The following is a 26,916-nucleotide window of genomic DNA, read 5'->3' on the forward strand; positions in this document are numbered from 1 at the left end:
ATTATTTCTGATTTTTATTCCTTAATAACTTTAGCTTGTAACTAGTAACGGTAAAATTGAACGGCATATCAGGTGATGTATTGGTACTGATAGAATCCATTATAAATCCGATTCTTGCTTCCCATACCATATTTTCTAAAATTGCACCCGTACTATTTTTTGCCAGTGATTCAAAAGTAACAACTGCCTCGTTATCGTTTATATTTTTAATTGATAATATATTAATTGAGCGTCTATATAGTTTTTGATATCTTATGACCGGTGATAATGGGTTATCAATATTCATAAAATTAGCAAATTGCATATACACAATACGCGTAGAAGCATTTTTGATAAAGGTAAATTGTTCTTTTAATATATCGTAATTGTATTCTTCTCGTTGGTTTACATAATTCTGAAGCATAATATTTGCAATAGAGGTATAAGGCTTTACTAATGTTGAATGTTTAGTATTAGTAATGGCAGCTTGTTTTTCGGCATCATCTTTTATTAAATAATTTACTTTTTTATTTATAGGAAGCAATATGTTGATATTTATACAAACTAAGGTTAATAATAAGGTAAAAATCGTGCATATTAAAAGCAGAAGACTTCTATGACTGAACGGTAAGATATACTTAAAATTATACCATTTTCTTGCATCAATAAAATATTCGCCGGATTTTATATATTCTTGTATTGCGTTGGTTAATGGGTCCATAATTACTAGATTAATATCTCATTTTATTCTGTTTTAACACTCTATCATAATTATTATAATATGATTATGATTGAATTTAATGTTATTTAAGCTATAAAATAAGTTTATATTGTTGCTACAATACCAAATATTGTTTAACTTTAAAATTAAAATAAATAAATTATAAATTAAAATTATACAATAACAATTATTGATGGTAGTTATTATGTTATACTCATCCCACTTGAAAAATTGGCGACAATGTCTTTATAAGTCCGCAGGTAGCCACGTATTAAGTATACGCTCTTCTCCTAAGCTGAACTTCGTATAACTACTATTTATTTACTTCAGAGTATAATCGTTTACAATCTTTTTAATATTTTTTTATATTTATAAATAGATTTTTTTAAAAAATGCTTGTGAACTATTGTATAGTAAGGTAATTTTAAAATAGTAACAAGATAATTTAATAATGTATAATTAGAATGTTAAAATCATTAAAGCTTCTATTAGTATTAATTATGCTTGCTCAATTGTTGTCATGTACCCCTTCAGCTCCTTATGAAATTAAAAGCCCGTGCGTTTCTGCTGATATAGATGATGGTTCGAGTGTAAGCGTAAATCCTTGTATAAGAAGACCTGTTAATTCAGTAAATATAGTATAAAAGTAATAGTTTTACACAATAACAATGTAATAAGAAAAATACCTTTGATATGAATAATATATTTGGCTTCTTTAAATCAAGTAATAACTCGCAAAGCGGTTCAGGAGATACACAAACGCAAGAAAGTATTAAATCGGCTAATCCTTTAAAAATGACTCAGAATTGGTATGAAGAGCGATCTGATAAGTTACTTGTTCAACGTAACTTGCTTATCATATTAATAATACTACTAACCATTTTTATGGTTATAGCAACTTTAGTAATAGCCTTTGTAGTGAAATCTAAACAGTTTGAGCCTTTTGTTATTCAGCTTAATAGTAATACCGGACGTGCCTCAGTGGTAGAACCTATTTCATCACCAGTGTTAACGGCGGATGAGTCTCTTACAAGGTATTTTATAAAGAAATACATAACGGCACGGGAAACATATAATCCGGTTGATTTTGCAACGATAGCTCGTACGACAATAAGATTATTTTCAACAAGCAGTGTTTATTACAATTATCTTGGCTATATAAGAAATAAAGATTTTGATCCTACTTTAAAATATAAAGAAGCAAATACTACATTTTTAGTAATAAAATCATGGTCAAAAATCGCAGCAGATAAATATATAGTTAGATTTTCCGTAAATGAAACATCAGGAAACCAATTAGTTTATAATAAAATAGCGGTAGTAAGTTATGCTTATGTGCCTATGCAATTAACAGATTCAGAACTTGATGTAAATCCGGTAGGGTTTCAAGTGAACGGATATAGGGTAGACGATGACAATAGTTAGATTTTATTTTTTAGTTTTTATATTATTAAGCGGTTTTACAGTACAACGAGAATGTCCACTTGTAGATGCTCCATGTAATAGTAGTAATAATTATGTAGATGATTTATCTATAACTAAAGATAATAGGATAAAAACTTATATATATAATCCAAATGAAGTTTATTTATTAGTTTTGCATTTTGGCTTTCAATCACATATAGAATTTGCTAAAAACGAAGAAGTCCAAAATATAATTCTTGGGGATGCTTATGCTTGGAAAATAACTCCTTTGGCAAATAGATTATTTATTAAGCCTCTTGAAAAAGATATTCGTACAAATATGACTATTATAACTAATAAAAGAATATATGAATTTGATATCGCTTCTACGGAACTTATGATGGGTAACGAAAGGGATTTAGTATATGTAATTAAATTTTACTACCCTAAGAAAAATAGTAATTACATGGCAAGATTTTAATCGATGTCATTTCTGCGTGGATATGTCATTGCGAGCAAGCCGTAGGCTGCGTGGCAATCTTATGAAATAATACAAACTCCTGAGATTGCGGACGTACAATTGCTATGCAAATTCCTTGCAATGACGGAAAAATCGATCCACGCAACAATGACAATAAACACTTTAACTAATATAATTTAGATATGGCTGAAGAGCAAAATAACAATCATAATACCGGTGCTTTATCAGGAGCAGATTCTCCTGAAGTACAAAGAGAATTATCAAAAGTTGCGGTTAGCTTTAATAAGAGTATTGCGATAGTAGTCGTAATTTGTGGTATTTTTATATATATTTTTTATACTCTTTTTTTCGGTACTGAAAAAGAAGAAATACCGGAGACTCAGATACCGAGTAATATTGTAAAACCTGTTATGGAGGTTGATGATAATATTCCGGAGATTCCAAAGTTACCTGATCCGCCTAAGCTTGAGACGCCCACCGCGCCTCCACCGCCTCTCCCTCCGGTAGTAAAAGTTCCGCCGGTCTTACCTCCTACTACTCCTGTAGAAGAGAATAAAGACAAAACGCTTCCATTGCCGCCGGTTTCGTTGCCTTCGACTTCAGGAACGTTAGTTGAGAGCGATGCAGAGAAGCAACGTCGTGAAGCAAAAAGAAAATCAGCTATAGTGTTAATTGGTGGTGTAGAGCCTAAAAAAACACCGGAACAGATTACAGCAGAAACGACCTTTAAAGATCGCGGTGATATGTCTTTGGTTCTCGGACGCGGTAAATTAATTGATGCAGTCCTTGAGACGGCAATAAATAGTGAGCTCGGCGGTGAAATAAGAGCCATTATTAGTAGAGACGTATTTTCTGAGAAAGATAAAGTGATATTGATACCGAAAGGGTCAAAAATATTCGGTAAATATGCAACCTCAACTTCGTCCAATAGTTATGGTAGAGTTTCTATAATATGGGATAGAATCGATTTAACGAGCGGTTATACTATAGAATTCGACTCACCTGCAGTTGATAATTTAGGTAGACCGGGATTACAAGGAAGAGTTGATAATAAATATAAAGAACAATTTGCAAATGCCGTATTACAATCCGGCTTTAATATAGGGCTTGCTAAAGTCCTTGATAAGTTAGTGCCGCCTCCTATAGCGTCTCAGGCAGCGGCTACCAATAGTGCTACGGCAAAACAATTGTTAAATACTGCTCAAACTATTGCGTCTAATACCGCTATGGATGCAAATACTAGGATAGTTACAATTTGTACTAATATACTTGCTGCTATTACTGATAAAACTTCGACTGCTTATACTACTATGACTCAAGCATGTACAACCGCACAAACTGCTTCTTCAGCGAATACTGCTGAGCAGAGACTTCAAACCTTAGTACAGGCAGTTAATACGGCAGCTTCAAGTTTGCTTACTACTACCTCTATAGCATCAACTCCGACGCAAGCACAACAAGCTTCTACTCAAGCTTTTACGGATGTAACGCATGTTGTAAAAAATATGATAACTCAGGAGCAGTTTAAGCCGACGACAACGGTTAATCAAGGTACGCCGGTTAGAATATACGTTAATAAGGATTATAAATTCCCAAAAGCCGTTTTATTAAAATCGAAGGTAATGAAATGAGTGAAGAATTTGCAGCCTTAGAGACGTTTTTACTTCCTTTTAAAAATTTATTTGCTGAAGACGGTATTAACGAAATTATGGTTAATAAGCCTGGAGAAGTATGGGTTGAAAAAAAAGGCGATATATATTCTAAGCAAATACCGGAACTGGATAGCGAACATCTACTTGCATTAGGGAGTTTAGTCGCTCAATCTACCGAACAGATGATTTCAGAAGAAAAACCGCTTCTTTCGGCAACTTTGCCGAATGGCTACCGTATTCAAATAGTATTTCCTCCTGCTTGTGAGATAGGACAAATCATTTATGCTATAAGAAAGCCTAACGGTATGAATCTAACTTTAGATGAATATGCTAAAATGGGGGCATTTGATGATACTGCAACAGAGAGTTTAGTAGATGAAGATGCAGTAATTTTAAATAATTTCTTAGCTGAAAAAAAGATTAAAGAATTTATTAGACATGCAGTTGTTTCAAAGAAAAATATCATAATTAGCGGCGGTACTTCAACCGGTAAAACTACTTTTACTAATGCGGCACTCACTGAAATACCTTCAATAGAAAGATTAATTACTGTAGAAGATGCTCGTGAGGTTGTGCTATCACGTCATCCTAACAGAGTGCATTTGCTGGCTTCCAAAGGAGGACAGGGGCGTGCAAATGTTACTACTCAAGATTTAATAGAGGCCTGTTTGCGTTTAAGACCAGATAGGATTATAGTAGGTGAGCTTCGAGGTAAGGAAGCTTTTAGTTTTTTGCGTGCTATTAATACAGGTCATCCCGGTTCAATATCCACACTGCATGCTGATAGTCCCGCTATGGCTATTGAGCAGTTAAAGCTTATGGTTATGCAAGCAGATCTTGGTATGCCGCCTGAAGAAGTAAAGAAGTATATTTTAACCGTTGTAGATATCGTTGTGCAGTTAAAACGCGGTAGCGGCGGGAAAAGATATGTTTCGGAAGTATATTATAAGAAGAACAAGAACGCTGAGGGGATGGTTTAAAAACGTCATTGCGAGGAAAGAAGTAATTGACTAAGCACAATCTCAGGCCACGCTCCTTTTAGTTGCGCGCAATGACGTAAAAATTACTCCACGCAAAAACTAATATATAAGCATAAACTAGGAATATCAATTCATGGAATGGCATAAGATACTTAAAGTTACTAGAAATATATTCGGTCATGCTATAATTCATCCGGTTGTTATTTTTTGTACCATTTGGATAAGCGGTGCATTTGTTGCAATTTTTACTAATGAGGTTGGAGCTTTAGGTGTAAATATAAATGCTATAAATATTGCTTATAAGTGGGCTTATTGGCTTATTAACGTTTGGGGGCAGTTAAAAATTTCCGACTATAATTATTTAAAATTGAAGCTACTTGCCTCTTTTCTCAGTCCGGCTATTATTGTTATAATATTTTACATTAAAAATTTTGAAAGAATAAAATCATTACAATTTTTCAAACAAGATGAAAAAGTATATGGAGATGCAAGCTGGGCTAATCCGTCAGATATAGAGGCTGCAGGTCTTAGATCTAAGAAAGGTATGCTGATCGGTGTTGATGCCGGTGGATATTTTGTTGCAGACGGGTTCCAGCATGCTTTATTATTTGCTCCTACCGGTTCAGGTAAAGGTGTAGGGTTTGTGATACCTAACTTGTTATTTTGGAGTGATTCGGTAGTAGTGCATGACATAAAACTTGAAAATCACGGGTTGACAAGTGGTTGGCGTGAGAAGCAAGGGCAGAAAGTTTTTGTATGGGAGCCTTCTAATCCTGATGGTGTTACTCATTGTTATAATCCGATTGATTGGGTTAGTACTAAGCCTGGGCAAATGGTTGATGACGTTCAAAAAATTTCAAATCTTATAATGCCGGAAAAGGATTTTTGGAATAATGAGGCACGAAGCTTATTTTTAGGCGTAACTCTATATTTAATAGCCGATCCTACTAAAACTAAATCTTTCGGTGAAGTAGTGCGTACTATGAGGAGTGACGACGTAGTTTATAATCTAGCGGTCGTACTCGATACGCTTGGTGGTGTAATACATCCTGTTGCATATATGAATATTGCTGCATTTTTGCAAAAAGCCGATAAAGAGCGTTCCGGCGTAATATCTACAATGAACTCATCGCTTGAATTATGGGCAAATCCACTTATTGATTCAGCTACAGCATCTTCTGATTTCAATATACAAGAATTTAAAAAAGTCAAAACAACCGTATATGTAGGGTTAACACCCGATAATATACAGCGTTTACAAAAATTAATGCAGGTGTTTTATCAGCAGGCGACAGAATTTTTAAGCCGCAAAATGCCGGATTTAAAGGAAGAGCCGTATGGAGTAATGTTCTTACTTGACGAGTTCCCGACGCTCGGGAAGATGGATACTTTTAAAGCCGGTATAGCTTATTTTAGAGGTTATAGAGTTCGTTTATTTTTAATTATCCAAGATACACAGCAGTTAAAAGGAACATATGAAGATGCCGGGATGAATTCTTTCTTATCTAATGCAACATATCGTATTACTTTTGCCGCTAATAACTATGAAACGGCAAATTTAATATCGCAGCTTGTCGGTAATAAGACGGTAGAACAAAGATCATTTAGTAAACCTTTATTTTTTGATCTTAATATTGCTACTAGAACCCAAAACGTTTCTCAGGTTCAAAGAGCTTTACTTTTACCTCAAGAAGTAATACAGTTACCGAGAGATGAGCAAATTGTTTTAATAGAATCCTTTCCGCCTATAAAATCGCGTAAAATTAAGTATTATGAAGATAAGTTTTTTACTAGTAGATTATTACCGCCGACTTTTGTACCTACTCAAGTACCTTTTGACCCTAGGGCAAATAATAATGAGGCTTCGGAAGAGACCGAAACAATAACTGTTCCGGAAAATAATGAGTAAAATGCGTTCAGCTATTATTGATATCGGTTCAAATGCTTTAAGAGCTGTAGTTTATGAAAGTGATGAGCTTGGAGCGCCGGAAATTTTTAATTATAAATTTAGAAATTATCTTACAAATTTACTTAATTTAGATAATTTAGACGTAAAACATCAAACATATTTATCTCTACAATATCTTATTCATATTTTTACCAAACTGTCTGTTACTAATATTCGATGTGTTGCAACAGCTATACTTAGGGGGCATCCTAAAGCAGATGAATTCAAAGCTATAATTAAAAAGAGATTCAATATTGATATTGAAATTATCTCAGGTGAACGTGAAGCTTATTTAACTGCTGCCGGATTAATCTCCGGTATTAGTGATGCTTTCGGTATTGTAGCTGATCTTGGAGGTGGAAGTCTTGAGCTTGCACAGATTGGAAATAAAAAAGTCGGTAAATTAAAATCATTGCCGCTTGGTACAAAAATTATTGTTAGTAGCAATTTTGGTGATGTCGGGCTGATTACTAAAATGCTAGAGGAAGAATTTGGAGCTGCACATTATCCTAATTTATATTTAATTGGCGGTGCATTACGTCTAATGAGCCGTATATACATGGAGTCTATAAATTATCCCCTTAAAAATTTACATAATTTTGAAATAAATCGTGTAGAGTTTGAGTTATATTTAGAGAAATTATCGCAAATCGATAAATTAAAACTGAGTTATTACGAGCAGAAAGTCATAAATTATAATGCAGTTTTAGTAATAAAAGCAATGATTAAGGTATTTTCACCGGAAAAAATTATTATCTCAAATTACGGTTTAAAAGAAGGAGTAAGATTTGACTCGTTGCCGTCTCATGAAACAGAAAAAGATATTATTTATGAGAGGGTGAAGAGATTAGTAAAATTTGATAGAAATATATGTAAAATTGAAAAATATATTGAAGCAGTACAATATCTTTTAATTAATGCCGATGCCACGACTCTTATTATTATTGAACTCGCTATAATGCTAGCACAATATAATAAAAATATTGATAAAACGCTTAGAGCAAATTTTGTTTCGGAATTTATATTATCTTCAGACATTCCTTTTAGTCATAGACAGCGTCTTATGCTAGGTATTGCCCTTACGGTTACTTATACTGCTAAAACTGACATGCATATTAATAAAATAGCTAAGAAAATGATTAGTAAAAGTGATTATTACAACAGTCATATAATCGGTTATTATATAAAAATTGCTAGAGAAATTGATGGGCCAGAATTTCAAGAGCCTTCTTTTTCGATTAAATTAAAAGACGATAAATTTTTACAAATTAATGCTTCAAATATCTTGCCTAAACAAGTCTTTGAAAAGGTTTGTGAACGTTTAAAAGATATAAGTTCTGCTAGAAAAAATATTAGGTATAATTTTAGTGATTAGGGTTTTTTTGTTATAGTGCTGGATAGTTTTCGAAAAGCCAATGATGTCATACCTGCGAAAGCAGGGATACAGGTTAAAAAAATCTTGATTGCAAAGATTTTTTTATTATATTGTTTCACTTTTAAAGTAAAATCTTTAAAAAGCTTTAAAGTACTGGATTCCTGCTTGCGTAGGTATGACATAAAAAGCGCCACACAACAATAGCTAAATTAATTACGCTCCATCAAATGTGTCACAATTATATTCCTTTGTACATCCTATAATAGTAGATTCCATTTTAGGAACTATGTGTTCCGCCCAAAAATCTACCAAAAGTTGCATTGCATTAATAATAAGTAAGTCTTCGATGGGATGCAATAAATTATCTATACTAATTTCTAGATACCTAACTATGAATTCTGCAGCGCTATCATCTGATTCTCTGTGTATAAGATTTCCAATTCTTTCTAAGTAGTAAACTTGCTCGCTAGTAAGATCTTTATCTTTTATTATTTGTGGTAGAATCTTGGTTAATATACATTGCAATTGAACTTTTTGATCAGTTGCAAATTATTCATAATAATCCTGTTCTTTTACACAAAGTAATTTTAGTAAATTAATAATTAAATTGGTCACATAATATGGGTATGAGAATTAGTTTTTATAACTTCCTCTAATGCTCTTGTATCTGTTCCGGTCTATAATTATTAAAGTAAAATATAGGTAATATAGTCTCGTTTTTTAAATATTTAATCAATGCTTTACTATTGTTATATTTACTACTAATTTCATTTTTTTCCTCTGGTGTTAAATATTAAATGTGCCGTTAAATCAAGTATTGGTTTTGCCGCTCTACTATATTAATATGAACTATTAATTAAACGCTTTAAGCTGTCAAAATTTTTAGGCAAAAATATTTTATCATCATTTTGATATGGTACATTTTTTACGAAATCTGTTTTTAAAATTTGAAAACTATTATTTAGTGGGATACTTGCATTGTACAAAGTTTTCTCTATTGCATAATGTCCAAATTTATGTGCTATTATTGATTCTAAATTTAATTTTTCTGCGCCTATACATATTAGGTTATTGTCTCAATCGTAATGAGAAAATGATTTATTATCAAATATTATTTTTAGGCTATCTTGCACTTTAATATTAACCGCTGCTATTATAGGCTAATAACTTATTTGTAGGCCCCTATTGCAAAAGCTTTGTATAGTTATGAAGAATTATATTGTCATTTAAATCGCTTACATTGTAAGTCCTTGTCATTAAAATAGTAATATCAGAGTTTTCGCTATATGCAATCGGTGATAATTTTTCTATTTTAAATTTTGCAATATTAAGTTCTTCAATATTTATCTCAATTTTATTATATTCAATAAAGCTTTTAAACTCTTGAAAACTTAAATAACTAGCTAATTTTTTAATTCAAATCCTTCTATTTTAAATTCACTAATTGCATTGTTATTGTGCTACTCAATCGTTCTCTTCTTAAACTTAATCAACTCTTGCAACATGCTGCTTTTTGTATCTCTATATTGTATAGTATCAAAATTTATAAATGCTGCTACATCAAGCATAGATGTATCATCGATGTTATGTATATATCTATCGTATTCAGCAGAAGTAAAGTGGCTAGGGTTAGCATAAGAAAGAATAAGTGTATATGCTTCTAGATCAAATGACGTAATGGCATGATGTAACCCTAACAAATTATAGCTGTTCTTAGAGGCTAAAATTGATTTTATTTCGTCATATTTTTTAGTTTTTATAAAATTTTATTAGCTTATTCAAAGCTGTTATGGGTCATTGTGAATAATATTCAGATGGTAAAGACATGTTTTATATCCTATCAAGTTGCTATATTTCATGGTAATATGTTTTATAATAAATAGTATATCTTTCTATTTGTAAAGAAATAATTTTAATTACATTAACGAACATGAACATCTTAATTAAGCTCTCTTAGTCTACCTCCCAAATCATTATATAATCCTGAAAACAATAAATATATTAGGATATATGATAAAAAATTATTGGAAAAAGTTTTGGAAGAATAGTACTACCAAATCACAAAATTTTATTGAACTAAACGACATTGCATATGGTAATTTAATCAGAGTCGACATAGAAGCTTATCGCGAAAATGTTATAGTATATAGATGTATTAATTTAATTGCACAATCGGCGGGACATGTTCCGTGGAAAGTGCTTAAAAGTAAAACCGGAGCAGTAATATTTAGACTATCCGGTGCATTATTTACTAAAAAAACCGAATCCCAAAAAAGCCGGAGCGGATTTTGTTAGTGAGCTAATTGCAAGCAAATTATTATGCGGTAATAGTTATATTTTATCAGCTCTAGACTTGTACCCTAAAGAGATTTACTTACTACCGGCTCTTGTTACGGAACTGGTTATAGCACATAACAATTTAGTTGCTTATTTTGATTTGAAATTATTTGTCTGTTAACTCTTGCAGTACCGAAAATTAGCGGTATAGGTTCACCGTAATTAACTGTTACATATTTAAAACTTTCTTTGAAATTTTTAATATTGTCATATTCTATCGGTTCGTGATTTAGTTGATCTAAATACTCACCAAGCATTTTGCCGACAAATCTTCCCACGCTTGAAAATATGCCGCCGCCAAATGCATTTCTAACAGTACCGCCAAGCGAACTAAAAAAACTTCCAAACATATTTACCATATTATAATTTAATATGGATTGATATTAGCAGTATGATGTGATAACACTAATATATGTAATTCCTGCGAAAGCGGGAATCTAGGAAAACATATAAAAAAACAAGCTTTTATATGTTTATTTTGTCAAACATGTACCAATTATTAAGGTTATTTTTTCTGGATTCCCGCTTTCGCAGGAATTACATAGAAAATCACAGGGTGATATGCTGCCTTTAAAAAAATGGAAATCATAAATGTTTAAAAAATATATATTTATTCTAATATTATTTATTGCTTCTATAGCTCGTGCAGAAATTATAGAAGTGGATAGTTTAAATAAAATAAAACAAGATTTTAAAGAAAATTATAATAAAAATTATGTACCTCAGGATTTATTAGTAGTAACGGTTCTAGATGATTTTTTGTTTAAGTCTTTAGTGCCTATCGTTACACAGCTTGATAAAGACATTTATCTTACACTAACTCCTCTTTTACTTAATATTAATAAAAATTCAAAAGCTATTTATATAAAGCAATTGGTTTTAACTAATGATAGTTATAAGAAAGAATTACAAGAATCTGATTTTCCAAATTTTGTAAATGAAATGAGTAATAGTAAAATCCCCATAATAGCAGTAAATGATGGGTTTACCGGTAATTTTAATAATATTCCTAAATTTGAGATATGGTTTGCCGATTATTTAAAGAAAAATTTTGATATTGATTTTTCAAATAGTTTTCCAAACAATAATTATATTATTTTTAATAATTTCGACAGTTTTGCTAATACTTATCCGGTATTTTATAAGGGTATATTGACGAGTAATAATATATCAGAAGCGGAAATGATACTCAATTTCCTTATTCAAGTGAATTTTATACCGAAATGCTTTATAATGATTAGTAGTAGCTTAGAATTACTAAGCTCAATGGAATTGCAACTTAGTAGTTATAGTTCTAATATATTATTTATTGGTTATCATTATAATAATAAAAATACTCAGAAAAATAAAGATGTTGCATATTATACTAAACTGATTAATGATTTAATATCTCAAATAAATAAGCTAAAAAGAAATAATCCACCTTTAAAGAATAATAATGCAAAAGGTAAAAATCCTTATGACACGAATAAATAAAGTTTTATTGAGTTTACTTTGCTTAGCTATTTCGTATGCGGGCTACGGTCAAATTATTCCTACTTACTCCGTAGATTCAGTAACAATGAAAAACTTATTACCGAAGATAGATGCAGATACGCTGGTACTTATAAATATAGATAATACTATCATAACACCGAAATCCAAATTATTTCGATATCAGGATAATTCTTATATAAATTTTACTAAATATTTATATAGTCTTGCAGCGGATAACGCATCAGTTAATAAAACTATTGCAAAATTGATAGTGCAGCGTCAGATGATGCTTGTTGAATCTAAATGGGTAGATTTAATTAATAAGATGAAACAGCAAGGTGCAACGGTTTTAGGTCTTCAGGAAATAACGGCCCCATGTAATTTAATTGAAAATTATGAAGGATGGTTATATACCTTACTTTACGGACTCAATATTAATTTTACTAATAAAGTGAATGATAAAGATGTATTTAGATTTAATCCAAGCGATGCTGAATCCCCTATTTTTTATTTAGGTATAATATTTACCGGTAATATAAATAGAGTAAAAGCTCTTATAGAGTTCTTAAAAATTATACCGAAACAACCTAAAAAAATAGTAATTTTTGCAAATAATAAAAAAGATTTAGAAAATATGGACTCTTATTTAAGTATGGTTGATATAGGATATTATGGAATTGAATATTTGGGGTGGCAAATGTTACCGGGGTCACCTGATCATCAAATCGCTGAGTTGCAGCAATCTACGTTTTTAAATACCGGTCAGTGGTTAGAAGATGATACAGCTGCAAAGATGTTAAATAAATAATTATGAATGACAATTTAATTAATGCTTTAAAAGATTTAATTATTAATACCGGCAAGATTGCACTAGATATAAAAAAGGCAGGAATGTTGACTGATATTAAATCAGATGGGTCAGTAGTCACTAATGCCGATAAGGAAATTAGTAAAATAATTTATCAAACTCTACAAACCTTAACCTCTCAAATAGCTATAGTATGTGAAGAGCAGCCGCTACCTATATTCAGCAGTGATACTTTTTGGTTAATCGATCCTATTGATGGGACATGGAGCTATGTAAACGGTAAAAGTACATATACGGTCAATATAGGGCTTATTGAAAACGGTTTTCCAACCATCGGCTTGATATATCACCCTGAAACAGCAAAGCTATATTATACTGATGTAAACGGTCGGTTAAAAATCGAACAGAATTCTAAAGAAATATTTGTTAATAATGAACCTAAACATGAAGAGCTTCATGCGGTAATAGGTTTTTATAATTCAAATAAAGCTACTAAAGAATTTTTAAGTAAGTATTCATTCGGTCAAATAAATGCAATAGGCAGTTCAATGAAACTATGCTTAATTGCTGAAGGAGCAGCTGATATATATCCAAAATTCGGTCAAACTATGGAATGGGACATAGCGGCAGGTCATGCTTTAATTAAAGCCGGCGGTGGTAATATTTTAGATACGCATGGACAAGAAATTACTTACGGTAAAGAAAGTTTCGCTAATCCTAATTTTTTTGCCTGTAGTAAATATTGGTTGGAAAGGGAGGCAAGGTTGCATAGATACTAGATTGTCATTGCAAGCAGCAGTAGGCTGCGTGGTAATCTCATGAAATAATAACAAAATCCTGAGATTGCTTTGTCAAAACTTGCAGTTTTTCCTTGCAATGATGAAAAAACTGATCCACGCAGGCACTGCTAAACTCGCATCAAACCAACTTCTTTAACTCATAAATTAACTCAAGTGCTTCTTTAGGGGATAGTTTATCAGGATCGATAGTGCTGAATTTTTTATCTAATTTGCTGCTTATAGTAGTTTTATTAGGTTCAAGATAAAACAAACTCAAATTATTTGATTCCGTTGATAAAATATTTTTTCCTTTACCTGTAGAAGTTTTTTCAAATTTAAGCAGAATCTGCTCAGCTCTGTTTATAACACTCTCAGGAAGACCGGCAAGAGCTGCAACATGAAGACCGTAGGACCTATCGGCAGCACCTGATATAATATTATGTAAAAATAGAATATCTTTACCTGACTCCTCAATAGCAATAGTATAATTTTGCAAAGCCGGCAGAAAATTACTCATAACGGTTAGCTCATGATAGTGCGTTGCAAATAAACAGCGACATTTCAGCTTATCATGAATATATTCAAGCACCGACCATGCTATAGATACCCCGTCATAAGTGGATGTGCCTCTACCTACCTCATCAAGTATGATTAGTGAGTTTTTTGTAGATTGAGCAAGGATTGCCGAGGTTTCAAGCATCTCTGCCATAAAGGTCGATTGTCCCTTAATTAAGTCATCGGCAGCACCTATTCGGCTAAATATTTTGTCGACTACCCCTATTTTAGCACTTTTTGCCGGCACGAACGAGCCTATTTGAGCAATGATTGCAATAATGGCGTTTTGACGTAAAAAAGTACTTTTACCTGCCATATTAGGACCGGTAATTAACCAAATACGCTCAAGCTCTGATAAATGACAATCATTATATACAAAGCTTTTGCTTTCTCGCTGTAGTGCTTTCTCTACTACAGGATGCCGTCCTTTAACGATATCAAAGCTTAAATCATCGGTAAACTCAGGCTTAACATAATCATATTCATCAGCGATGTAAGCAAAATTACAAAATACGTCAAGCCCGCTTAAGGAGCTTGCAAGCATTCGTAAATAGGAAGCTTTTTCGATTACTTGGCTACAAATATCCGCATATAATTCTTTTTCTAAGCTTATTACTAAGGTTTTAGCATTGACTAACTCACTTTCAAGCTTTTGTAGTTCAGCAGTAGTGTAACGAACATGATTAACCGTTGTTTGACGGTGAATAAATTTGGGATCAAGGATTTTATTAACATTTTTAGCGGTGATATCGATAAAAAGCCCTATAACATTATTATGAGATATTTTTAAACTGTCTATTCCCGTTTCTTTGCGATATTGATCTTTTAGCTTTTCAATATATAATTTTCCGTTATTAATTAAATCATGTAATTGGGCTACTTTCGGATGATATTCATGTTTTATTATACCTCCGTCATTTAAATTATTCGGTGCATCTTCTCGTATTGTTTCGTCTATTAAATTATATAATTCTGCATCACCTGATAGAGGTTTAATAATTTTTTCGATAAAATCAGGTAAATTAAAACCGTAAGCGTCAAAGAATACTTCTTTAATAATCGTTGCCGTTTCTAAAGTATATTTAATGCTAAGTAAATCACGACCTGAACTTCTGTTCATCGTAATACGTGTTAAGCAGCGTTCTATATCACTAGTTTTTTTTAGAAGTTCTCTAATTTTTTTTACTATTTCTAAGTTGGAATAAAAGAACTCGGTAATATTTAAACGATGATTTATTTTAGCAATGTTGGTTAAAGGACTTGAAAGAAAATTATATAGTAAACGTCCACCTTGTTTAGTAACCGTATGATTAAGGGTGCTTAATAAACTTCCTTGCGAGTCGCCTTGTGAGTTTGTGACAATTTCAAGGTTGCGTCTAGTAGAGAAATCAATAGTCATATAGCTATGAAAATTGATAATTCTAGGGATTGGCAAATGAGGAATATTTTGTTTTTGCGTTAACGATAAATATTCTAAAACGCTACCTATGGCACAAATTTGACTACTAGATATCTCGCCGATTCCTTTAATATCTTTCATTTTATAAAAATCTAAAATGATTTTTTTGCATTTATTAATCGCAAAAAAACTATCAACTTGATAGGTAATACGAAAATTTAATTGTTTGAAAATACTATCCGCAAGATTAGAAGATCTCAGATTTTCGCTAAGCAGAATTTCACGAGGTTTTAAACGAGCCAGCTCATTAAGAATTTCCGTTTCCGGTACATTAACTACAACAATTTCGGAAGTAGAAAGATCAACATAACAAAGGCTAGCTGTTTCTTTATTTTTCGGTATTACGAGACTTGCTAAATAATTAGGTTCGGCTGAAGCAATTAAATTTTCTTCAATTATAGTTCCCGGAGTTATAATACGTGTAACATCCCTAGTAACTACCGCTTTATAACCGCCTCTATTCTTTGCTTCTTCAGGTGTTTCTAGTTGATCACAAATAGCAACCTTATAATTTTCTTCAATTAACTTAGTTAAATAATTCTCAAGGGCATGATAAGGTACCCCGCACATCGCAATTTCTTCTTCGCCGTTTTTGCCGCGCTTTGTTAAAGCAATGCCAAGTACATTGCTTGCTAGAATTGCATCTTCATAGAACATTTCATAAAAATCACCCATTCTAAAGAGTAGTAAACAATCTAAATGAGCAAATTTAATGTCTAGATATTGCTGCATCATTTTCGTTGCAACATCGTAATTATATTTTTGTTTCAACTCTTGAAGATTCATATTAAGCAGCATAATTTATATTGTAGTTTGGCTTTATTGCATGGATACCGAATCGTCATTGTGAGCGACTGCAAGGAGCGTAGCAATCTTATGAAATAGTGCAAAATGCCTGAGATTGCCACGTCGAGGCTTTGCCTCTCCTCGCAATGACGGATAATAACAATGTTTAACAGTTTATACAACTATTTTATCTTTGATAGGCGGGTGCTATGTCTGCCGCCTTCAAATTGGGTAGTTAAAAACTTATCTATAATATCAAACACTATTTTTGGGTCTATGGTTTTTGCTCCGAGTATCAAGATATTAGCGTCATTATGAGCTTTAGCATTTTCGGCAGTGAATATATTGTTGCACAAAGCGGCTCTTATTTCCGAGCTACGATTCGCAGCTATAGACATACCAATCCCCGTATCACTAATTAAAATACCGATAGGTGCTGATTTTTCAATAATAATATCTACTACTTTCTTAGCATAATCAGGATAATCAACAGTTTGTGTATTATTTGTTCCGCAGTCATAAATCTTTAGAGATTTCTGCTCTAAATAATTGATAATTTCAGACTTAAGCTCATAACCTGAATGATCACTAGCTATGACAATATTATAAGTTTTCATAGTTAATTTTTTGATGGAAAATAATGATAAAAATTATATACTATGTAAGATTTGTTTTCTAATGTAAATAATAGTTTTGTTAAATATATGAAATATCCTGTTGTACTTAGTATCGTTATATGTTTTTGTTTAGTTGCTTGTGTTGATCAGCCACCGGCTCCAATTGAGTATAAAGTAGGAGATGTTACTGCAAATAATAATTCTACCGCACTAGATCACGATGAGGGTATGATAGTTCAAAGAACGATGGAAGACAATCCCGCGTCAGAAAAAGTTAGCGGTAGACTTGAAGAGCCAAAGGCAAAAATTATAGAAGATGATAATGATGATATTGAGATTCCTATGTCGCGGAATGAAGACGAAGATGAAGAATCGATAGAACAATTAAACTTTGTAAAACCGTTAAATGGGGTAATTATTACCGAGTTTAAAGCCGGTAAAAGTAAAGGGATAGATATTGTAGCTAAAGAATATAGTGAAGTTAAATCGATAGCTGCAGGAACGGTAATATATTCAGGTTATAATAAGCAATTCGGTAATTTAGTAATAGTTAAATTAGATAAAGACGATCTAGAAGTAGCATATGCGAGTTTAGATGATTTATTACTGAAAAAAGGTGATAAAATTGCTAGAAATAGTGTTATCGGACATGTAGAACATAAATTATATTTTGCTATGCGTAAAAATAAAATAGCAGTTGATCCTAATAAGTATATAGAATTTTAAATGGAAGATGTTATTACTCTTACCAAATATGGTGAACCTCAAAATGTTATAGTAAGAAGGAGTAGCAAAGCTAAAAATATAGCCATCCGCATTACGTCTAAAGGTGCAGAGCTTGTATTACCTCTTAAGGTAAGAGCCGAAAAAGGTCATAATTTTTTGTTAAGTCAAGAATATTGGGTTAGGCAAAAATTACGTCGTAATGTAACTGCGATACCAAAAGATGAAGATAAGATTTCTATTTTGGGTAAATCTTATGAAATAATACATATTGATTCGTCTCAAAATCAGATACAATTAAATGATTCTACGTTAGAAGTGTATTGTTCTAGTCAGGTACTAAAAAAACTTAGTATAGAAGTATTCCTTAAAAAGAAATTATTAGCAGAAATAAAAATAATAGTAGAGAATATATCTAAAAAACATAATTTGACTTATTCCAATATTAGAATAATGGAAAATGTTAGCCGTTGGGGGAGTTGTTGTAGCAAAGGGAATCTTGTTTTTAATTGGCGGGTAGTTTTTGCCCCCTTTGAAGTACTGAAATATTTAGTAGCTCACGAGATGGCACATTTAAAAGAAATGAACCATAGTAAAAATTTTTGGGAGCTAGTTGAGTATATATATCCCGAATACCAACCGGCAAAATTATGGCTAAAAAGAAACGGTAAGAATTTATATAGTTATTTGCCATAACTTTATGTCATTCCCGCTTTCGCAGGAATGACATAAAACGAGCCATGCAACAACGCAGTAATGACATCGGAAAGGTTAATTTAAAGAAAAACATAAAGGATAAATAGAATGCATAACACCACAAAAAGAGTAACAGTCCCGGCACTTGAAGAAATCTTATATGAGCCTATAAAAGTGTTAGATTACGGCTTTATTAGAGTTATCGACTATATGGGGGATGATAGTGCTATAGTACAAGCAGCTCGTGTGTCTTACGGTAAGGGTACGAAGCAATTAAACCAAGATAAAGGGCTGATAAACTACTTGCTTCGTCATTATCATACCACTCCTTTTGAGATGTGTGATATCAAGTTCCATATTAAACTACCGATATTTATTGCAAGGCAATGGATTAGGCATAGAACAGCTAGCGTTAACGAATATTCGGCAAGGTATTCTATTTTAGGTAATGAATTTTATCTACCTGAACCGGCAAATATTGCTTCCCAATCTGCTGTAAATAAACAATGTAGGGAAGGGGATAGCTTACCGAAAGAAGTGGCTGAAAAGGTCCTTGCAATTTTAGAGGAAGATGCTAGACAGTGCTACGGGCATTATAAAGAACTGATGAATGCCGATGAAGAGGGTAATATTATAGATGAGAACGCCACAGGGATAGCAAGAGAGCTTGCTCGTATGAATTTAACTTTAAATTATTATACGGAATGGTATTGGAAGATTAATTTACATAATTTACTTCATTTTTTAAGATTGCGAGCCGACCCTCACGCTCAATATGAAATTAGAGTTTATGCTGAAAAGATGCTTGAGATAGTCAAAGCTTGGGTTCCTTTTGTTTACGAAGCTTTTGAAGAATATCGTTTGCAGGGAGCAAACATTTCACGTAAAGGTTTGGATGTAATTAAAAGAATGATAAACGGTGAAAAAGTTACCCATGAAACTAGTGATATGACTAAGAGAGAATGGGAAGAACTGATGAAGATTTTTGGGTAATGTATGTCATTCCTGCGAAAGCAGGAATGACATACAACAACCATAACGGAATTTGATAAAAAGGAGTATTTTAAGTGAGAAATATTATATATTTTATACTATCACTATTATTTAGCGTTACCAGCTATGCACTTGAAACAATAAACATTGAGCATGGGCGAGCTGACCCAACACCTATAGCGGTCAATAAATTTTATGCCGATAATTCTGCCGCTGATGTATTAGGTCACGATATGGTTAAAGTTATCTCTAATGATTTAAAGCTTTCGGGGTTATTCCGTCCTATTTCTGCTGCCTCTTTTATAGAAGAGAAGACAGGAATAGAATATAAACCGCTTTTTGCTGCATGGCGTCAAATTAATGCTAGTCTTTTAGTAAACGGTGAAGTTAAAAAACTAGAAAGCGGTAAATTTCAAATTAGCTTTATATTATGGGATACGTTGCTTGAAAAACAGCTCGTCGGTGAAATTCTTGAAGTACCGAAAAATCTATGGAGAAGAGCAGCACATAAAATTGCCGATAAAATTTATGAAAAAATTACCGGTGATGCAGGTTATTTTGACACTAAAATAGTGTATGTATCAGAAAGCAGCTCTTTACCGAAAATAAAAAGAATTGCTTTGATGGATTATGACGGTGCTAATAATAAATACCTTACCAATGGAAAGTCACTAGTCTTAACCCCAAGATTTGCTCGTTCGGCGGATAAGATTTTTTATGTTTCATATGCTACTAAAAGAAGAGTACTTGTTTATGAAAAAGATTTAAAAACAGGCAAAGAAAGTGTAGTAGGTGATTTTCCCGGTATATCTTTTGCTCCTAGATTCTCACCAGACGGTAGAAAAGCTGTAATGTCGATAGCTAAAAACGGCTCGACGCATATTTATGAAATCGACCTTGCTACTAAACGGCTTCATAAATTGACTGACGGATTCGGTATTAATACCTCTCCTAGCTATTCACCGGACGGTACAAAAATTGTATATAATTCCGATAGAAACGGTGTGCCTCAATTATATATCATGAATTCAGACGGAAGTGACGTTCAGCGTATTAGTTTTGGCGGTGGTTCTTACGCAGCTCCTAGCTGGTCGCCTAGAGGAGACTATATAGCATTTACTAAGATTACTAAAGGAGACGGAGGAAAAACTTTTAATATCGGAATTATGAAAGCATGTCCTCAAGATAATAAGAATAGTGAAAGGATAATAACAAGCGGATATTTAGTCGAAAGTCCTTGTTGGTCGCCTAACGGACGAGTTATTATGTTTGCTAAAGGTTGGCCGTCGAGCGCTAAAGCTCCAGGAAAAAACAAAATTTTTGCAATTGATCTAACAGGTCATAATGAAAGAGAAATTATGACACCGGCAGATGCTTCTGATCCAGAATGGTCAGGTGTACTGAACTAATGTCATTTCTACGGAAGCATTGTTGGGTGGATCGTTTTTCCGTTGTCATACCGTGACTTAATCGCGGTATCCAGTAAAAGTACTATTAGTTGTTTTTGGATCCTGTGGTCAAGCCACGGGATGACAGTCCAATAAGGCTTAAGCTACTTCTCTACTATGGTTTAAAATAAACTTCTTTATTTTTTCAAAAGCCGTATTTTCTATTTGTCTAATACGTTCCTTAGAAATATTATACTCATTGCTTAGAATATCTAGAGTTTTAGGAGTATCCGTTAATTTACGCTCTGTTAAAATACGCAGTTCCCTGTCATTTAAAATCTTCATAGCATTTGATAGTAACTGCCTTTTACTGGTAGAATTTTGCTTATTAATAGCCATAGCTTCAGGAGTAGGGCGTGTTTCCGGTAATAGTTCTATTAATTCTCCGGATTCTGCATCGTCATTATTTATAGAGTTATTTAACGATAAATCAGGACCTGAAATTCTAGTATTCATTTCAGAAACTTCATTAACCGAAACGCCTAGCTCATCTGCTATTTGTACAAAATCATCGGTAGTAATAGCCCTTGAGTATAAATTAGTAATTTTATGCTTAACTTTATTAAGACTAAAAAATAATTTTTTTTGTGCGGTCGTTGTTCCCATCTTTACTAATGACCAAGATTTTAATATATATTCTTGTATGGCTGCTTTAATCCACCACATCGCATATGTTGATAGGCGAAAACCAAGTTCGGGATTGAATTTTTTTACTGCCTGCATTAAACCTATATTACCTTCTGAAACCAATTCGGTAATAGGAAGACCGTAAGTCCTATAGCCGCTTGCAATTTTTGCAACAAGTTTAAGATGGCTTGTTACTAATTTATGTGCAGCTTGTAAATCATTCCCTTCTAAATAGGATTTTGCTAATAACAATTCTTCTTCTTGCGTAAGTGAAGGAATTTTATTGATTTTCTGTAAGTAGCTATAAAATCCTGATTCGCTAGAAATTGCTAATGCATTAATATTATTAGTCATACTAACCTTAAAAACTATTTTTTTATACTAACACTTTTATACTAACACATATATGATCTAAAATAAACTTTTTCTAGAATATTTTTAAATAAAATCAAATAATGTCTAAAAAATCCAATAAAAATTTAGCTTTTTCCTTGCTGGGATTAATAATTAGTATGGTGTTACTCAGTTTTGCTTCCGTACCTATCTATAATTTATTTTGTAAAGTTACAGGATATGGCGGCACTACTGCAAAAGAAACGGTGAGTGTATATTCTAAGGTAAAAGGCACTAAACCTATAATTATCGAGTTTGATGCTAATGTTGATAAAGATTTACCTTGGCGGTTTATTCCAAGGCAGCAAAGAGTGCAAATTGTTCCGGGGCAGAATACTCTAGTGTTCTATGAAACGGAGAATCTAAGCGATAACGATATAATAGGTACTTCCGTATATAATGTTACTCCAAATAAAGCAGGAAAATATTTCGTAAAAATTCATTGTTTTTGTTTTGAAGAACAATTATTAAAAGCCGGCGAAAGAGTCTTAATGCCGGTTACATTTTATATAGATAAGGATTTTGAGCTTGACCCTGAAATGCAAGACATTAAAGTACTTACTTTATCTTATAGTTTTTTTAAAGTACGAGAGATGTCGTCATTGCGAGGAAATTACGTAAGTAATTGACGAAGCAATCTCAGGAGTTTGTTATTATTTCATGAGATTGCCACGCTCTCTACGTTCGCTCGTAATGACGGCTTTGGAATTATGCAACAACACCGGCTCATTGAATATACTCGATAACCCATTTACGAAGTCTAACAATCGTCGGAGTATTTATAAGAGAGGTAGCAGGTAAAACTTTGCCGTTAGTATTAAAATTAATTATAGGATCTATACCGTATATGCTATACCAAGGTTTTAACGGTGAGCTATTTGAATATTTACGGTGGAACCAAGATAAAGAAGGTGTTGTTTCTTCATATTCTATTACTTTAACCGATTGTGGATTTTTATGATATATAAGGCTCAGTACCGATTGATCGGAATGATGCCATTTATATTCATCGTAGTTAGGATGGATATTATAATTTTTACCTGAAAGAATTCTAATATCTTCACAACTTTTTAGCCATTTTTCAATGAAAGAACGAGAAAGCTTGGTATTACGCACAATAATAACGGCACTCCAAATGTGATCGTCATTTCTGCATTCGTCTGTAAGGCAATCCATTAAAGCAAAAGTTTCGCCTTTAACAAAACTACCGTTTTTACGATTGCGATCATGTACCAGTAATATATCATTATCGCCTAAAAGATTTGTTAAATTACTGATATGCTTTTTAATAACAAATGCTGAATCTAAATATACTATAATAGCTCCTTCTGGTGCATTTTTCATTGTTTCAAGTATAATATAAGGCTTCCATAGCCATAACCCCGCTCCTGCAGGTGCATTAAAAATTTCTTGGTTTTTTTCTATAAACGCTTGATTTATGTGCTTTTTCTTATAGTTAAATATGAAGTCTATACCTTTATTAATTGCATAATGAGTGGTTGCATTTTGATTACGATAAACATACTCCAGACCGTCGGCATAAGAAACTAAATAAATTGGTTCTTTTATGGAATTCTGAATAGATAAATCTACTTTTTGTAACGATAAGTCATTAAGAAAACCTTGACGTGCATATTCTAAAATAATCAGTATGAAATAAATTAGAGCTAATGTAATAACTGTTTTGTATAATATTTTAAATAACATATAATTTTTGCATTATTTGAAGCATTTTGTCATTCCCAGGTGGATTAGTAAAGCGTTATTGCGAGGAAATACGAAGTATTGACGAAGCAATCTCAGGAGTTTGTTATTATTTCATGAGATTGCCACGCAGCCTACGGCTGCTTGCAATGACGAAATCGATAATTATTAGACAACGCCAATTATAGCATTTTAATATATTAAAAGATAGTGTTGTAATTTAATTATAAATTTAGTATAATTTATTGTTTGTTTAAGGTTGGTATGATTAATTTAGGGGCTAAGCAGTCTACTATAGTTGTCGCAATGTCAGGCGGGGTTGATAGTTCGGCGGTTGCCGCAATGCTGAATGAACAAGGACATAATGTTATAGGTATTACCTTGCAGCTATATGATCACGGTATGGCAGTAGGGAAGAAAAATGCCTGTTGTGCCGGTCAGGATATTTACGATGCTAAAATGGTAGCAAATAAGCTAGGTATTCCCCATTACGTACTTGATTATGAGAGCAAATTTAAAGAGTCGGTAATAGATAATTTCGTCGATAGCTATTTACAAGGTGAAACACCGCTTCCATGTGTGCAATGTAATAAATCGGTAAAGTTCAGGGATCTAATTAAAACGGCTAGAGAGCTTGGAGCAGATAAGCTTGCTACCGGTCATTACGTACGAAAAATAAACGGTGATAATGGAGCGGAATTACATACAGGGCTTGATCCAGCAAAAGATCAAAGTTATTTTTTATTTACGACAACTAAAGAGCAATTAGAATATTTACGTTTCCCTCTAGGAGGGCTTACTAAGGGTGAAACACGAAAGCTTGCTAGTAAATTTGGGCTTGAGGTAGCGGATAAGCCCGACAGCCAAGATATTTGTTTCATACCTGACGGAAATTATAAGAGCGTAATAAATAAAATACGTCCAAATAGTAGTGAAAGCGGTAAAATTATTCATGTAAACGGGTTTGAGTTAGGAGAGCATAGCGGTATAATTAACTACACCATAGGGCAACGTCGTGGTCTTGGTATAGCTTATAATGAGCCTTTATATGTAGTAAAGATTGATCCTAAGGACAATATAGTATATGTAGGACCGGAGTCCGCATTAAACGTGCAGGAATTTATCATTAGAGATGTGAATTGGCTTGCAGATGAGATTAAAGATAACGAAAAGTTAGAAGTAGCAGTTAAAATTCGCTCGACAAGACCGCCGCGTCTAGCTGAAATAAGTAAACTCGGTGATGATAAAATGAAAGTAAAATTTTTATGCAAAGAAAAAGCCGTTGCCCCTGGGCAAGCATGCGTTATTTATGCCGGTGCAAGAGTACTTGGCGGCGGATGGATTACTAGAGAGATAAGGTAATTGTGTCATTACGAGGAGGGAAGCGACGTGGCACTCTAGTTAGACCTCATGAGATTGCCACGCTCCTTTTAGTCGCTCGCAATGAGAGACAATTCACAAAAAATAAGCTCACTAAAACAGGAGAAACTAATGAGTTTTTTAAGGAAGAAAAGTTTTGAATCAGTAAAAGAGATAGGCAGTTCAAGCGGTTTTAGCAAGACACTTGGAGCATTCGATTTAATATTACTGGGTCTTGGTGCGATGATCGGCACAGGCGTATTCGTCGTTACCGGTATAATTGCTGCTAAATATTCAGGACCTGCAGTAATGTTATCTTATGCGATTGCAGGTATTACCTGTATCTTTGTAGCGCTTGTTTATACTGAACTTGCTGCAATGCTTCCGACATCAGGAAGTATTTACACTTATTCCTATGTAGCGTTTGGCGAAGTATTTGCTTGGATGATCGGTAGTGTTATAATATTAGAACTTGGTTTTGCTGCAGGAATAGTAGCTGCAGGCTGGTCGGGCTACGTACAAGGAATACTAGCAGCAGGTGGAATCAATTTACCGAAAGAATTAACTACTGTACCGACAAACGGCGGTATAATAAATTTACCGGCATTTTTAATCTCGGGATTTATTGGATTTATTTTATATTTAGGTACTAAAGATAGTAAGAGACTAAATGCAATTTTAGTTTTCATAAAAATGACTGCAATATTTGTATTTATACTCGCTGCTGCCCCTCATTTTGATGCTACTAACTGGAGTAATTTTATGCCTTTCGGTTTTAGTAATGTTTTAGTAGGTGCGTCTATTTTATTCTTAGCTTTTACGGGTTTTGGAACGATTGCAACCGCAGCTGAGGAGTGTAAAAATCCAAAACGCGATATAATGATCGGTATTATTGGCTCACTTGTTCTAACTACTATAGTTTATGTAACAATGGCAGGGCTTGTTACCGGTATTGCACCTTTTGATCAGTTAAATAACGATCAACCGCTTGCTTATGCTTTAACTATCAATAATAGCAAGATCGGCTCTGCTATTGTTGCAACCGGAGCAGTTTGCGGTATGATGACGGTGTTGATGATGAATATTTACGGTACTTCTCGTATTTTTTATGCTATTGCACGTGACGGTTTACTACCGAAAAGTTTTGCAAAGCTGCACCCAAAATATGATAGTCCGTATATTACGATTATAATATTTGCTTCTTTAGCCGCTATCCTTGGAGGATTTTGTTCTACGGAATTATTAACGCAATTAACTTCAATGGGAGCTCTTATTGATTATATAACCGTTACAATAATAGTGGTATTATTTAGGGTAACGCTACCTGATGCTCAAAGACCTTTTAGATGTCCTTTAGTATTTATTATCGTACCGTTTATTTTAATTGCTTGTGCATATTTACTATTTATTCAAATATATGACGGTGAATTTAATCTATTAACCGCAGGTCGTGTATTAATATATTGGTTTATTACAATATTTGTTTTATATATTATAAGATCGTTTTTTATGCAAAAAGAGCAGAATTAAGAGGGGGATATCCGTCATTGCGAGGAGAGGCAAAGCCTTGACGTGGCAATCTCAGGAATTTTGTACTACTTCATGAGATTGCCACG

Annotated in this window: 26 protein-coding genes; 18 read left to right on the forward strand and 8 right to left on the reverse strand. The window is 33.0% G+C overall.

Annotation, left to right across the window (positions count from 1 at the left end):
- Position 1: 1 nt before the first annotated feature.
- Entirely contained in the window at positions 2-700 is a 699-nt protein-coding gene (locus tag BTU51_RS02220) for a VirB8 family type IV secretion system protein (protein ID WP_012150597.1), read from the reverse strand.
- Between the two features lie 464 nt (positions 701-1,164).
- Between BTU51_RS02220 and BTU51_RS02225 the strand changes: the two genes are divergently transcribed.
- From BTU51_RS02225 to BTU51_RS02255, 7 genes are all read left to right on the forward strand, one after another.
- Positions 1,165-1,344 carry a DUF2706 domain-containing protein gene (locus BTU51_RS02225; protein WP_010977041.1) on the forward strand — a complete coding sequence of 60 codons (180 nt, stop codon included), beginning with the start codon at positions 1,165-1,167 and terminating at the stop codon, positions 1,342-1,344.
- A 49-nt stretch (positions 1,345-1,393) separates the two neighbouring features.
- Complete coding sequence (locus BTU51_RS02230; protein ID WP_012150598.1) at positions 1,394-2,125, forward strand: VirB8 family type IV secretion system protein; 732 nt, start codon at positions 1,394-1,396, stop codon at positions 2,123-2,125.
- Positions 2,112-2,585 (forward strand): TrbG/VirB9 family P-type conjugative transfer protein, encoded by a 474-nt coding sequence (locus tag BTU51_RS02235; RefSeq protein ID WP_012150599.1) that lies wholly within the window; start codon positions 2,112-2,114, stop codon positions 2,583-2,585. Before BTU51_RS02230 ends, BTU51_RS02235 begins: the two co-directional genes overlap by 14 nt.
- Before the next feature lie 182 nt (positions 2,586-2,767).
- Complete coding sequence (locus BTU51_RS02240) at positions 2,768-4,216, forward strand: TraB/TrbI/VirB10 family type IV secretion system protein (protein WP_012150600.1); 1,449 nt, start codon at positions 2,768-2,770, stop codon at positions 4,214-4,216.
- Complete coding sequence (virB11, locus tag BTU51_RS02245) at positions 4,213-5,217, forward strand: P-type DNA transfer ATPase VirB11 (RefSeq protein WP_012150601.1); 1,005 nt, start codon at positions 4,213-4,215, stop codon at positions 5,215-5,217. Before BTU51_RS02240 ends, virB11 begins: the two co-directional genes overlap by 4 nt.
- 133 nt (positions 5,218-5,350) lie before the next feature.
- Positions 5,351-7,126 carry a type IV secretory system conjugative DNA transfer family protein gene (locus tag BTU51_RS02250; protein WP_012150602.1) on the forward strand — a complete coding sequence of 592 codons (1,776 nt, stop codon included), beginning with the start codon at positions 5,351-5,353 and terminating at the stop codon, positions 7,124-7,126.
- Position 7,127: 1 nt separating this feature from the next.
- Positions 7,128-8,540 carry a Ppx/GppA phosphatase family protein gene (locus BTU51_RS02255; protein WP_014362315.1) on the forward strand — a complete coding sequence of 471 codons (1,413 nt, stop codon included), beginning with the start codon at positions 7,128-7,130 and terminating at the stop codon, positions 8,538-8,540.
- On the opposite strand, the gene BTU51_RS09900 is transcribed toward BTU51_RS02255, so the two are convergent.
- Together BTU51_RS09900 and BTU51_RS02270 are read right to left on the reverse strand one after the other, a co-directional pair.
- On the reverse strand, positions 8,537-8,722 hold the full coding sequence (locus tag BTU51_RS09900; RefSeq protein WP_041472426.1) for a hypothetical protein: 186 nt from the start codon (positions 8,720-8,722) through the stop codon (positions 8,537-8,539). The two genes, BTU51_RS02255 and BTU51_RS09900, sit on opposite strands and share 4 nt — an antisense overlap.
- A 1,278-nt stretch (positions 8,723-10,000) precedes the next feature.
- Entirely contained in the window at positions 10,001-10,240 is a 240-nt protein-coding gene (locus tag BTU51_RS02270; RefSeq protein WP_012150605.1) for a hypothetical protein, read from the reverse strand.
- 310 nt (positions 10,241-10,550) lie between these two features.
- On the opposite strand from BTU51_RS02270, the gene BTU51_RS02275 reads away from it, so the two are divergent.
- The gene (locus BTU51_RS02275; RefSeq protein WP_012262299.1) at positions 10,551-10,835 is read left to right on the forward strand and encodes a hypothetical protein; all 285 of its coding nucleotides are present in this window, start codon (positions 10,551-10,553) and stop codon (positions 10,833-10,835) included.
- Between the two features lie 107 nt (positions 10,836-10,942).
- On the opposite strand, the gene BTU51_RS02285 is transcribed toward BTU51_RS02275, so the two are convergent.
- Entirely contained in the window at positions 10,943-11,227 is a 285-nt protein-coding gene (locus tag BTU51_RS02285; RefSeq protein ID WP_012150606.1) for a hypothetical protein, read from the reverse strand.
- A 241-nt stretch (positions 11,228-11,468) separates the two neighbouring features.
- Here BTU51_RS02285 and BTU51_RS02290 point away from each other — a divergent pair, with 241 nt between their 5' ends.
- From BTU51_RS02290 to BTU51_RS02300, 3 genes are read left to right on the forward strand one after another with little or no spacing between them, the layout of a single operon-like run.
- Positions 11,469-12,353, forward strand: a complete 885-nt coding sequence (locus BTU51_RS02290) for a DUF2608 domain-containing protein (protein WP_012262301.1) — start codon at positions 11,469-11,471, stop codon at positions 12,351-12,353.
- Entirely contained in the window at positions 12,316-13,161 is an 846-nt protein-coding gene (locus BTU51_RS02295) for a DUF2608 domain-containing protein (protein ID WP_012150608.1), read from the forward strand. Before BTU51_RS02290 ends, BTU51_RS02295 begins: the two co-directional genes overlap by 38 nt.
- 2 nt (positions 13,162-13,163) lie before the next feature.
- A complete protein-coding gene (locus BTU51_RS02300; protein WP_012150609.1) occupies positions 13,164-13,940 on the forward strand; it encodes a 3'(2'),5'-bisphosphate nucleotidase CysQ family protein in 777 nt (258 codons plus the stop codon).
- Between the two features lie 139 nt (positions 13,941-14,079).
- Here the strand turns inward: BTU51_RS02300 and mutS are convergent, their stop codons facing one another.
- Both mutS and rpiB read right to left on the reverse strand, forming a co-directional pair.
- The gene (gene mutS, locus BTU51_RS02310; protein WP_012150610.1) at positions 14,080-16,740 is read right to left on the reverse strand and encodes a DNA mismatch repair protein MutS; all 2,661 of its coding nucleotides are present in this window, start codon (positions 16,738-16,740) and stop codon (positions 14,080-14,082) included.
- A gap of 182 nt (positions 16,741-16,922) precedes the next feature.
- Positions 16,923-17,357 (reverse strand): ribose 5-phosphate isomerase B, encoded by a 435-nt coding sequence (gene rpiB, locus BTU51_RS02315; protein WP_012150611.1) that lies wholly within the window; start codon positions 17,355-17,357, stop codon positions 16,923-16,925.
- Between the two features lie 51 nt (positions 17,358-17,408).
- Between rpiB and BTU51_RS02320 the strand changes: the two genes are divergently transcribed.
- From BTU51_RS02320 to tolB, 4 genes are all read left to right on the forward strand, one after another.
- On the forward strand, positions 17,409-18,083 hold the full coding sequence (locus BTU51_RS02320; protein ID WP_012262305.1) for a murein hydrolase activator EnvC family protein: 675 nt from the start codon (positions 17,409-17,411) through the stop codon (positions 18,081-18,083).
- The gene (locus tag BTU51_RS02325) at positions 18,084-18,776 is read left to right on the forward strand and encodes a M48 family metallopeptidase (protein ID WP_012150613.1); all 693 of its coding nucleotides are present in this window, start codon (positions 18,084-18,086) and stop codon (positions 18,774-18,776) included.
- Between the two features lie 108 nt (positions 18,777-18,884).
- Positions 18,885-19,769: an FAD-dependent thymidylate synthase gene (gene thyX / locus BTU51_RS02330; protein ID WP_004996155.1), complete on the forward strand. Its 885-nt coding sequence runs from the start codon at positions 18,885-18,887 to the stop codon at positions 19,767-19,769.
- Positions 19,770-19,843: 74 nt separating this feature from the next.
- Entirely contained in the window at positions 19,844-21,178 is a 1,335-nt protein-coding gene (tolB, locus tag BTU51_RS02335; protein ID WP_012262306.1) for a Tol-Pal system beta propeller repeat protein TolB, read from the forward strand.
- 138 nt (positions 21,179-21,316) lie between these two features.
- On the opposite strand, the gene rpoH is transcribed toward tolB, so the two are convergent.
- A complete protein-coding gene (gene rpoH, locus BTU51_RS02340) occupies positions 21,317-22,198 on the reverse strand; it encodes an RNA polymerase sigma factor RpoH (protein WP_012150615.1) in 882 nt (293 codons plus the stop codon).
- Positions 22,199-22,299: 101 nt separating this feature from the next.
- Here rpoH and BTU51_RS02345 point away from each other — a divergent pair, with 101 nt between their 5' ends.
- The gene (locus tag BTU51_RS02345) at positions 22,300-22,866 is read left to right on the forward strand and encodes a cytochrome c oxidase assembly protein (protein WP_004996151.1); all 567 of its coding nucleotides are present in this window, start codon (positions 22,300-22,302) and stop codon (positions 22,864-22,866) included.
- A gap of 97 nt (positions 22,867-22,963) precedes the next feature.
- Here BTU51_RS02345 and BTU51_RS02350 read toward each other — a convergent pair whose 3' ends face one another.
- Positions 22,964-23,944, reverse strand: a complete 981-nt coding sequence (locus BTU51_RS02350; protein ID WP_012150616.1) for a hypothetical protein — start codon at positions 23,942-23,944, stop codon at positions 22,964-22,966.
- A gap of 261 nt (positions 23,945-24,205) precedes the next feature.
- Between BTU51_RS02350 and mnmA the strand changes: the two genes are divergently transcribed.
- Positions 24,206-25,303 carry a tRNA 2-thiouridine(34) synthase MnmA gene (mnmA, locus tag BTU51_RS02355; RefSeq protein ID WP_012150617.1) on the forward strand — a complete coding sequence of 366 codons (1,098 nt, stop codon included), beginning with the start codon at positions 24,206-24,208 and terminating at the stop codon, positions 25,301-25,303.
- Positions 25,304-25,432: 129 nt separating this feature from the next.
- On the forward strand, positions 25,433-26,830 hold the full coding sequence (locus BTU51_RS02360; RefSeq protein WP_012150619.1) for an amino acid permease: 1,398 nt from the start codon (positions 25,433-25,435) through the stop codon (positions 26,828-26,830).
- Positions 26,831-26,916 lie beyond the last annotated feature (86 nt).

The sequence above is a fragment of the Rickettsia rickettsii genome (assembly GCF_001951015.1).
Taxonomy (GTDB): Bacteria; Pseudomonadota; Alphaproteobacteria; order Rickettsiales; family Rickettsiaceae; genus Rickettsia; species Rickettsia rickettsii.

Excerpts from the sequence above, each read along its gene's own strand:
- BTU51_RS02295 (WP_012150608.1), top strand. The coding sequence starts at position 12,316 with ATGCAAAAGGTAAAAATCCTTATGACACGAATAAATAAAGTTTTATTG.
- thyX (WP_004996155.1), top strand. The coding sequence starts at position 18,885 with ATGCATAACACCACAAAAAGAGTAACAGTCCCGGCACTTGAAGAAATC.
- rpiB (WP_012150611.1), bottom strand. The coding sequence starts at position 17,357 with ATGAAAACTTATAATATTGTCATAGCTAGTGATCATTCAGGTTATGAG.
- BTU51_RS02290 (WP_012262301.1), top strand. The coding sequence starts at position 11,469 with ATGTTTAAAAAATATATATTTATTCTAATATTATTTATTGCTTCTATA.
- BTU51_RS02240 (WP_012150600.1), top strand. The coding sequence starts at position 2,768 with ATGGCTGAAGAGCAAAATAACAATCATAATACCGGTGCTTTATCAGGA.
- BTU51_RS02360 (WP_012150619.1), top strand. The coding sequence starts at position 25,433 with ATGAGTTTTTTAAGGAAGAAAAGTTTTGAATCAGTAAAAGAGATAGGC.
- mnmA (WP_012150617.1), top strand. The coding sequence starts at position 24,206 with ATGATTAATTTAGGGGCTAAGCAGTCTACTATAGTTGTCGCAATGTCA.
- BTU51_RS02255 (WP_014362315.1), top strand. The coding sequence starts at position 7,128 with ATGCGTTCAGCTATTATTGATATCGGTTCAAATGCTTTAAGAGCTGTA.
- rpoH (WP_012150615.1), bottom strand. The coding sequence starts at position 22,198 with ATGACTAATAATATTAATGCATTAGCAATTTCTAGCGAATCAGGATTT.
- BTU51_RS02300 (WP_012150609.1), top strand. The coding sequence starts at position 13,164 with ATGAATGACAATTTAATTAATGCTTTAAAAGATTTAATTATTAATACC.
- BTU51_RS02350 (WP_012150616.1), bottom strand. The coding sequence starts at position 23,944 with ATGTTATTTAAAATATTATACAAAACAGTTATTACATTAGCTCTAATT.
- BTU51_RS02230 (WP_012150598.1), top strand. The coding sequence starts at position 1,394 with ATGAATAATATATTTGGCTTCTTTAAATCAAGTAATAACTCGCAAAGC.
- BTU51_RS02325 (WP_012150613.1), top strand. The coding sequence starts at position 18,084 with ATGGAAGATGTTATTACTCTTACCAAATATGGTGAACCTCAAAATGTT.
- BTU51_RS02225 (WP_010977041.1), top strand. The coding sequence starts at position 1,165 with ATGTTAAAATCATTAAAGCTTCTATTAGTATTAATTATGCTTGCTCAA.
- BTU51_RS02275 (WP_012262299.1), top strand. The coding sequence starts at position 10,551 with ATGATAAAAAATTATTGGAAAAAGTTTTGGAAGAATAGTACTACCAAA.
- BTU51_RS02345 (WP_004996151.1), top strand. The coding sequence starts at position 22,300 with ATGTCTAAAAAATCCAATAAAAATTTAGCTTTTTCCTTGCTGGGATTA.
- BTU51_RS02285 (WP_012150606.1), bottom strand. The coding sequence starts at position 11,227 with ATGTTTGGAAGTTTTTTTAGTTCGCTTGGCGGTACTGTTAGAAATGCA.
- BTU51_RS02220 (WP_012150597.1), bottom strand. The coding sequence starts at position 700 with ATGGACCCATTAACCAACGCAATACAAGAATATATAAAATCCGGCGAA.
- BTU51_RS02235 (WP_012150599.1), top strand. The coding sequence starts at position 2,112 with ATGACAATAGTTAGATTTTATTTTTTAGTTTTTATATTATTAAGCGGT.
- virB11 (WP_012150601.1), top strand. The coding sequence starts at position 4,213 with ATGAGTGAAGAATTTGCAGCCTTAGAGACGTTTTTACTTCCTTTTAAA.
- BTU51_RS02250 (WP_012150602.1), top strand. The coding sequence starts at position 5,351 with ATGGAATGGCATAAGATACTTAAAGTTACTAGAAATATATTCGGTCAT.
- BTU51_RS09900 (WP_041472426.1), bottom strand. The coding sequence starts at position 8,722 with ATGTCATACCTACGCAAGCAGGAATCCAGTACTTTAAAGCTTTTTAAA.
- mutS (WP_012150610.1), bottom strand. The coding sequence starts at position 16,740 with ATGAATCTTCAAGAGTTGAAACAAAAATATAATTACGATGTTGCAACG.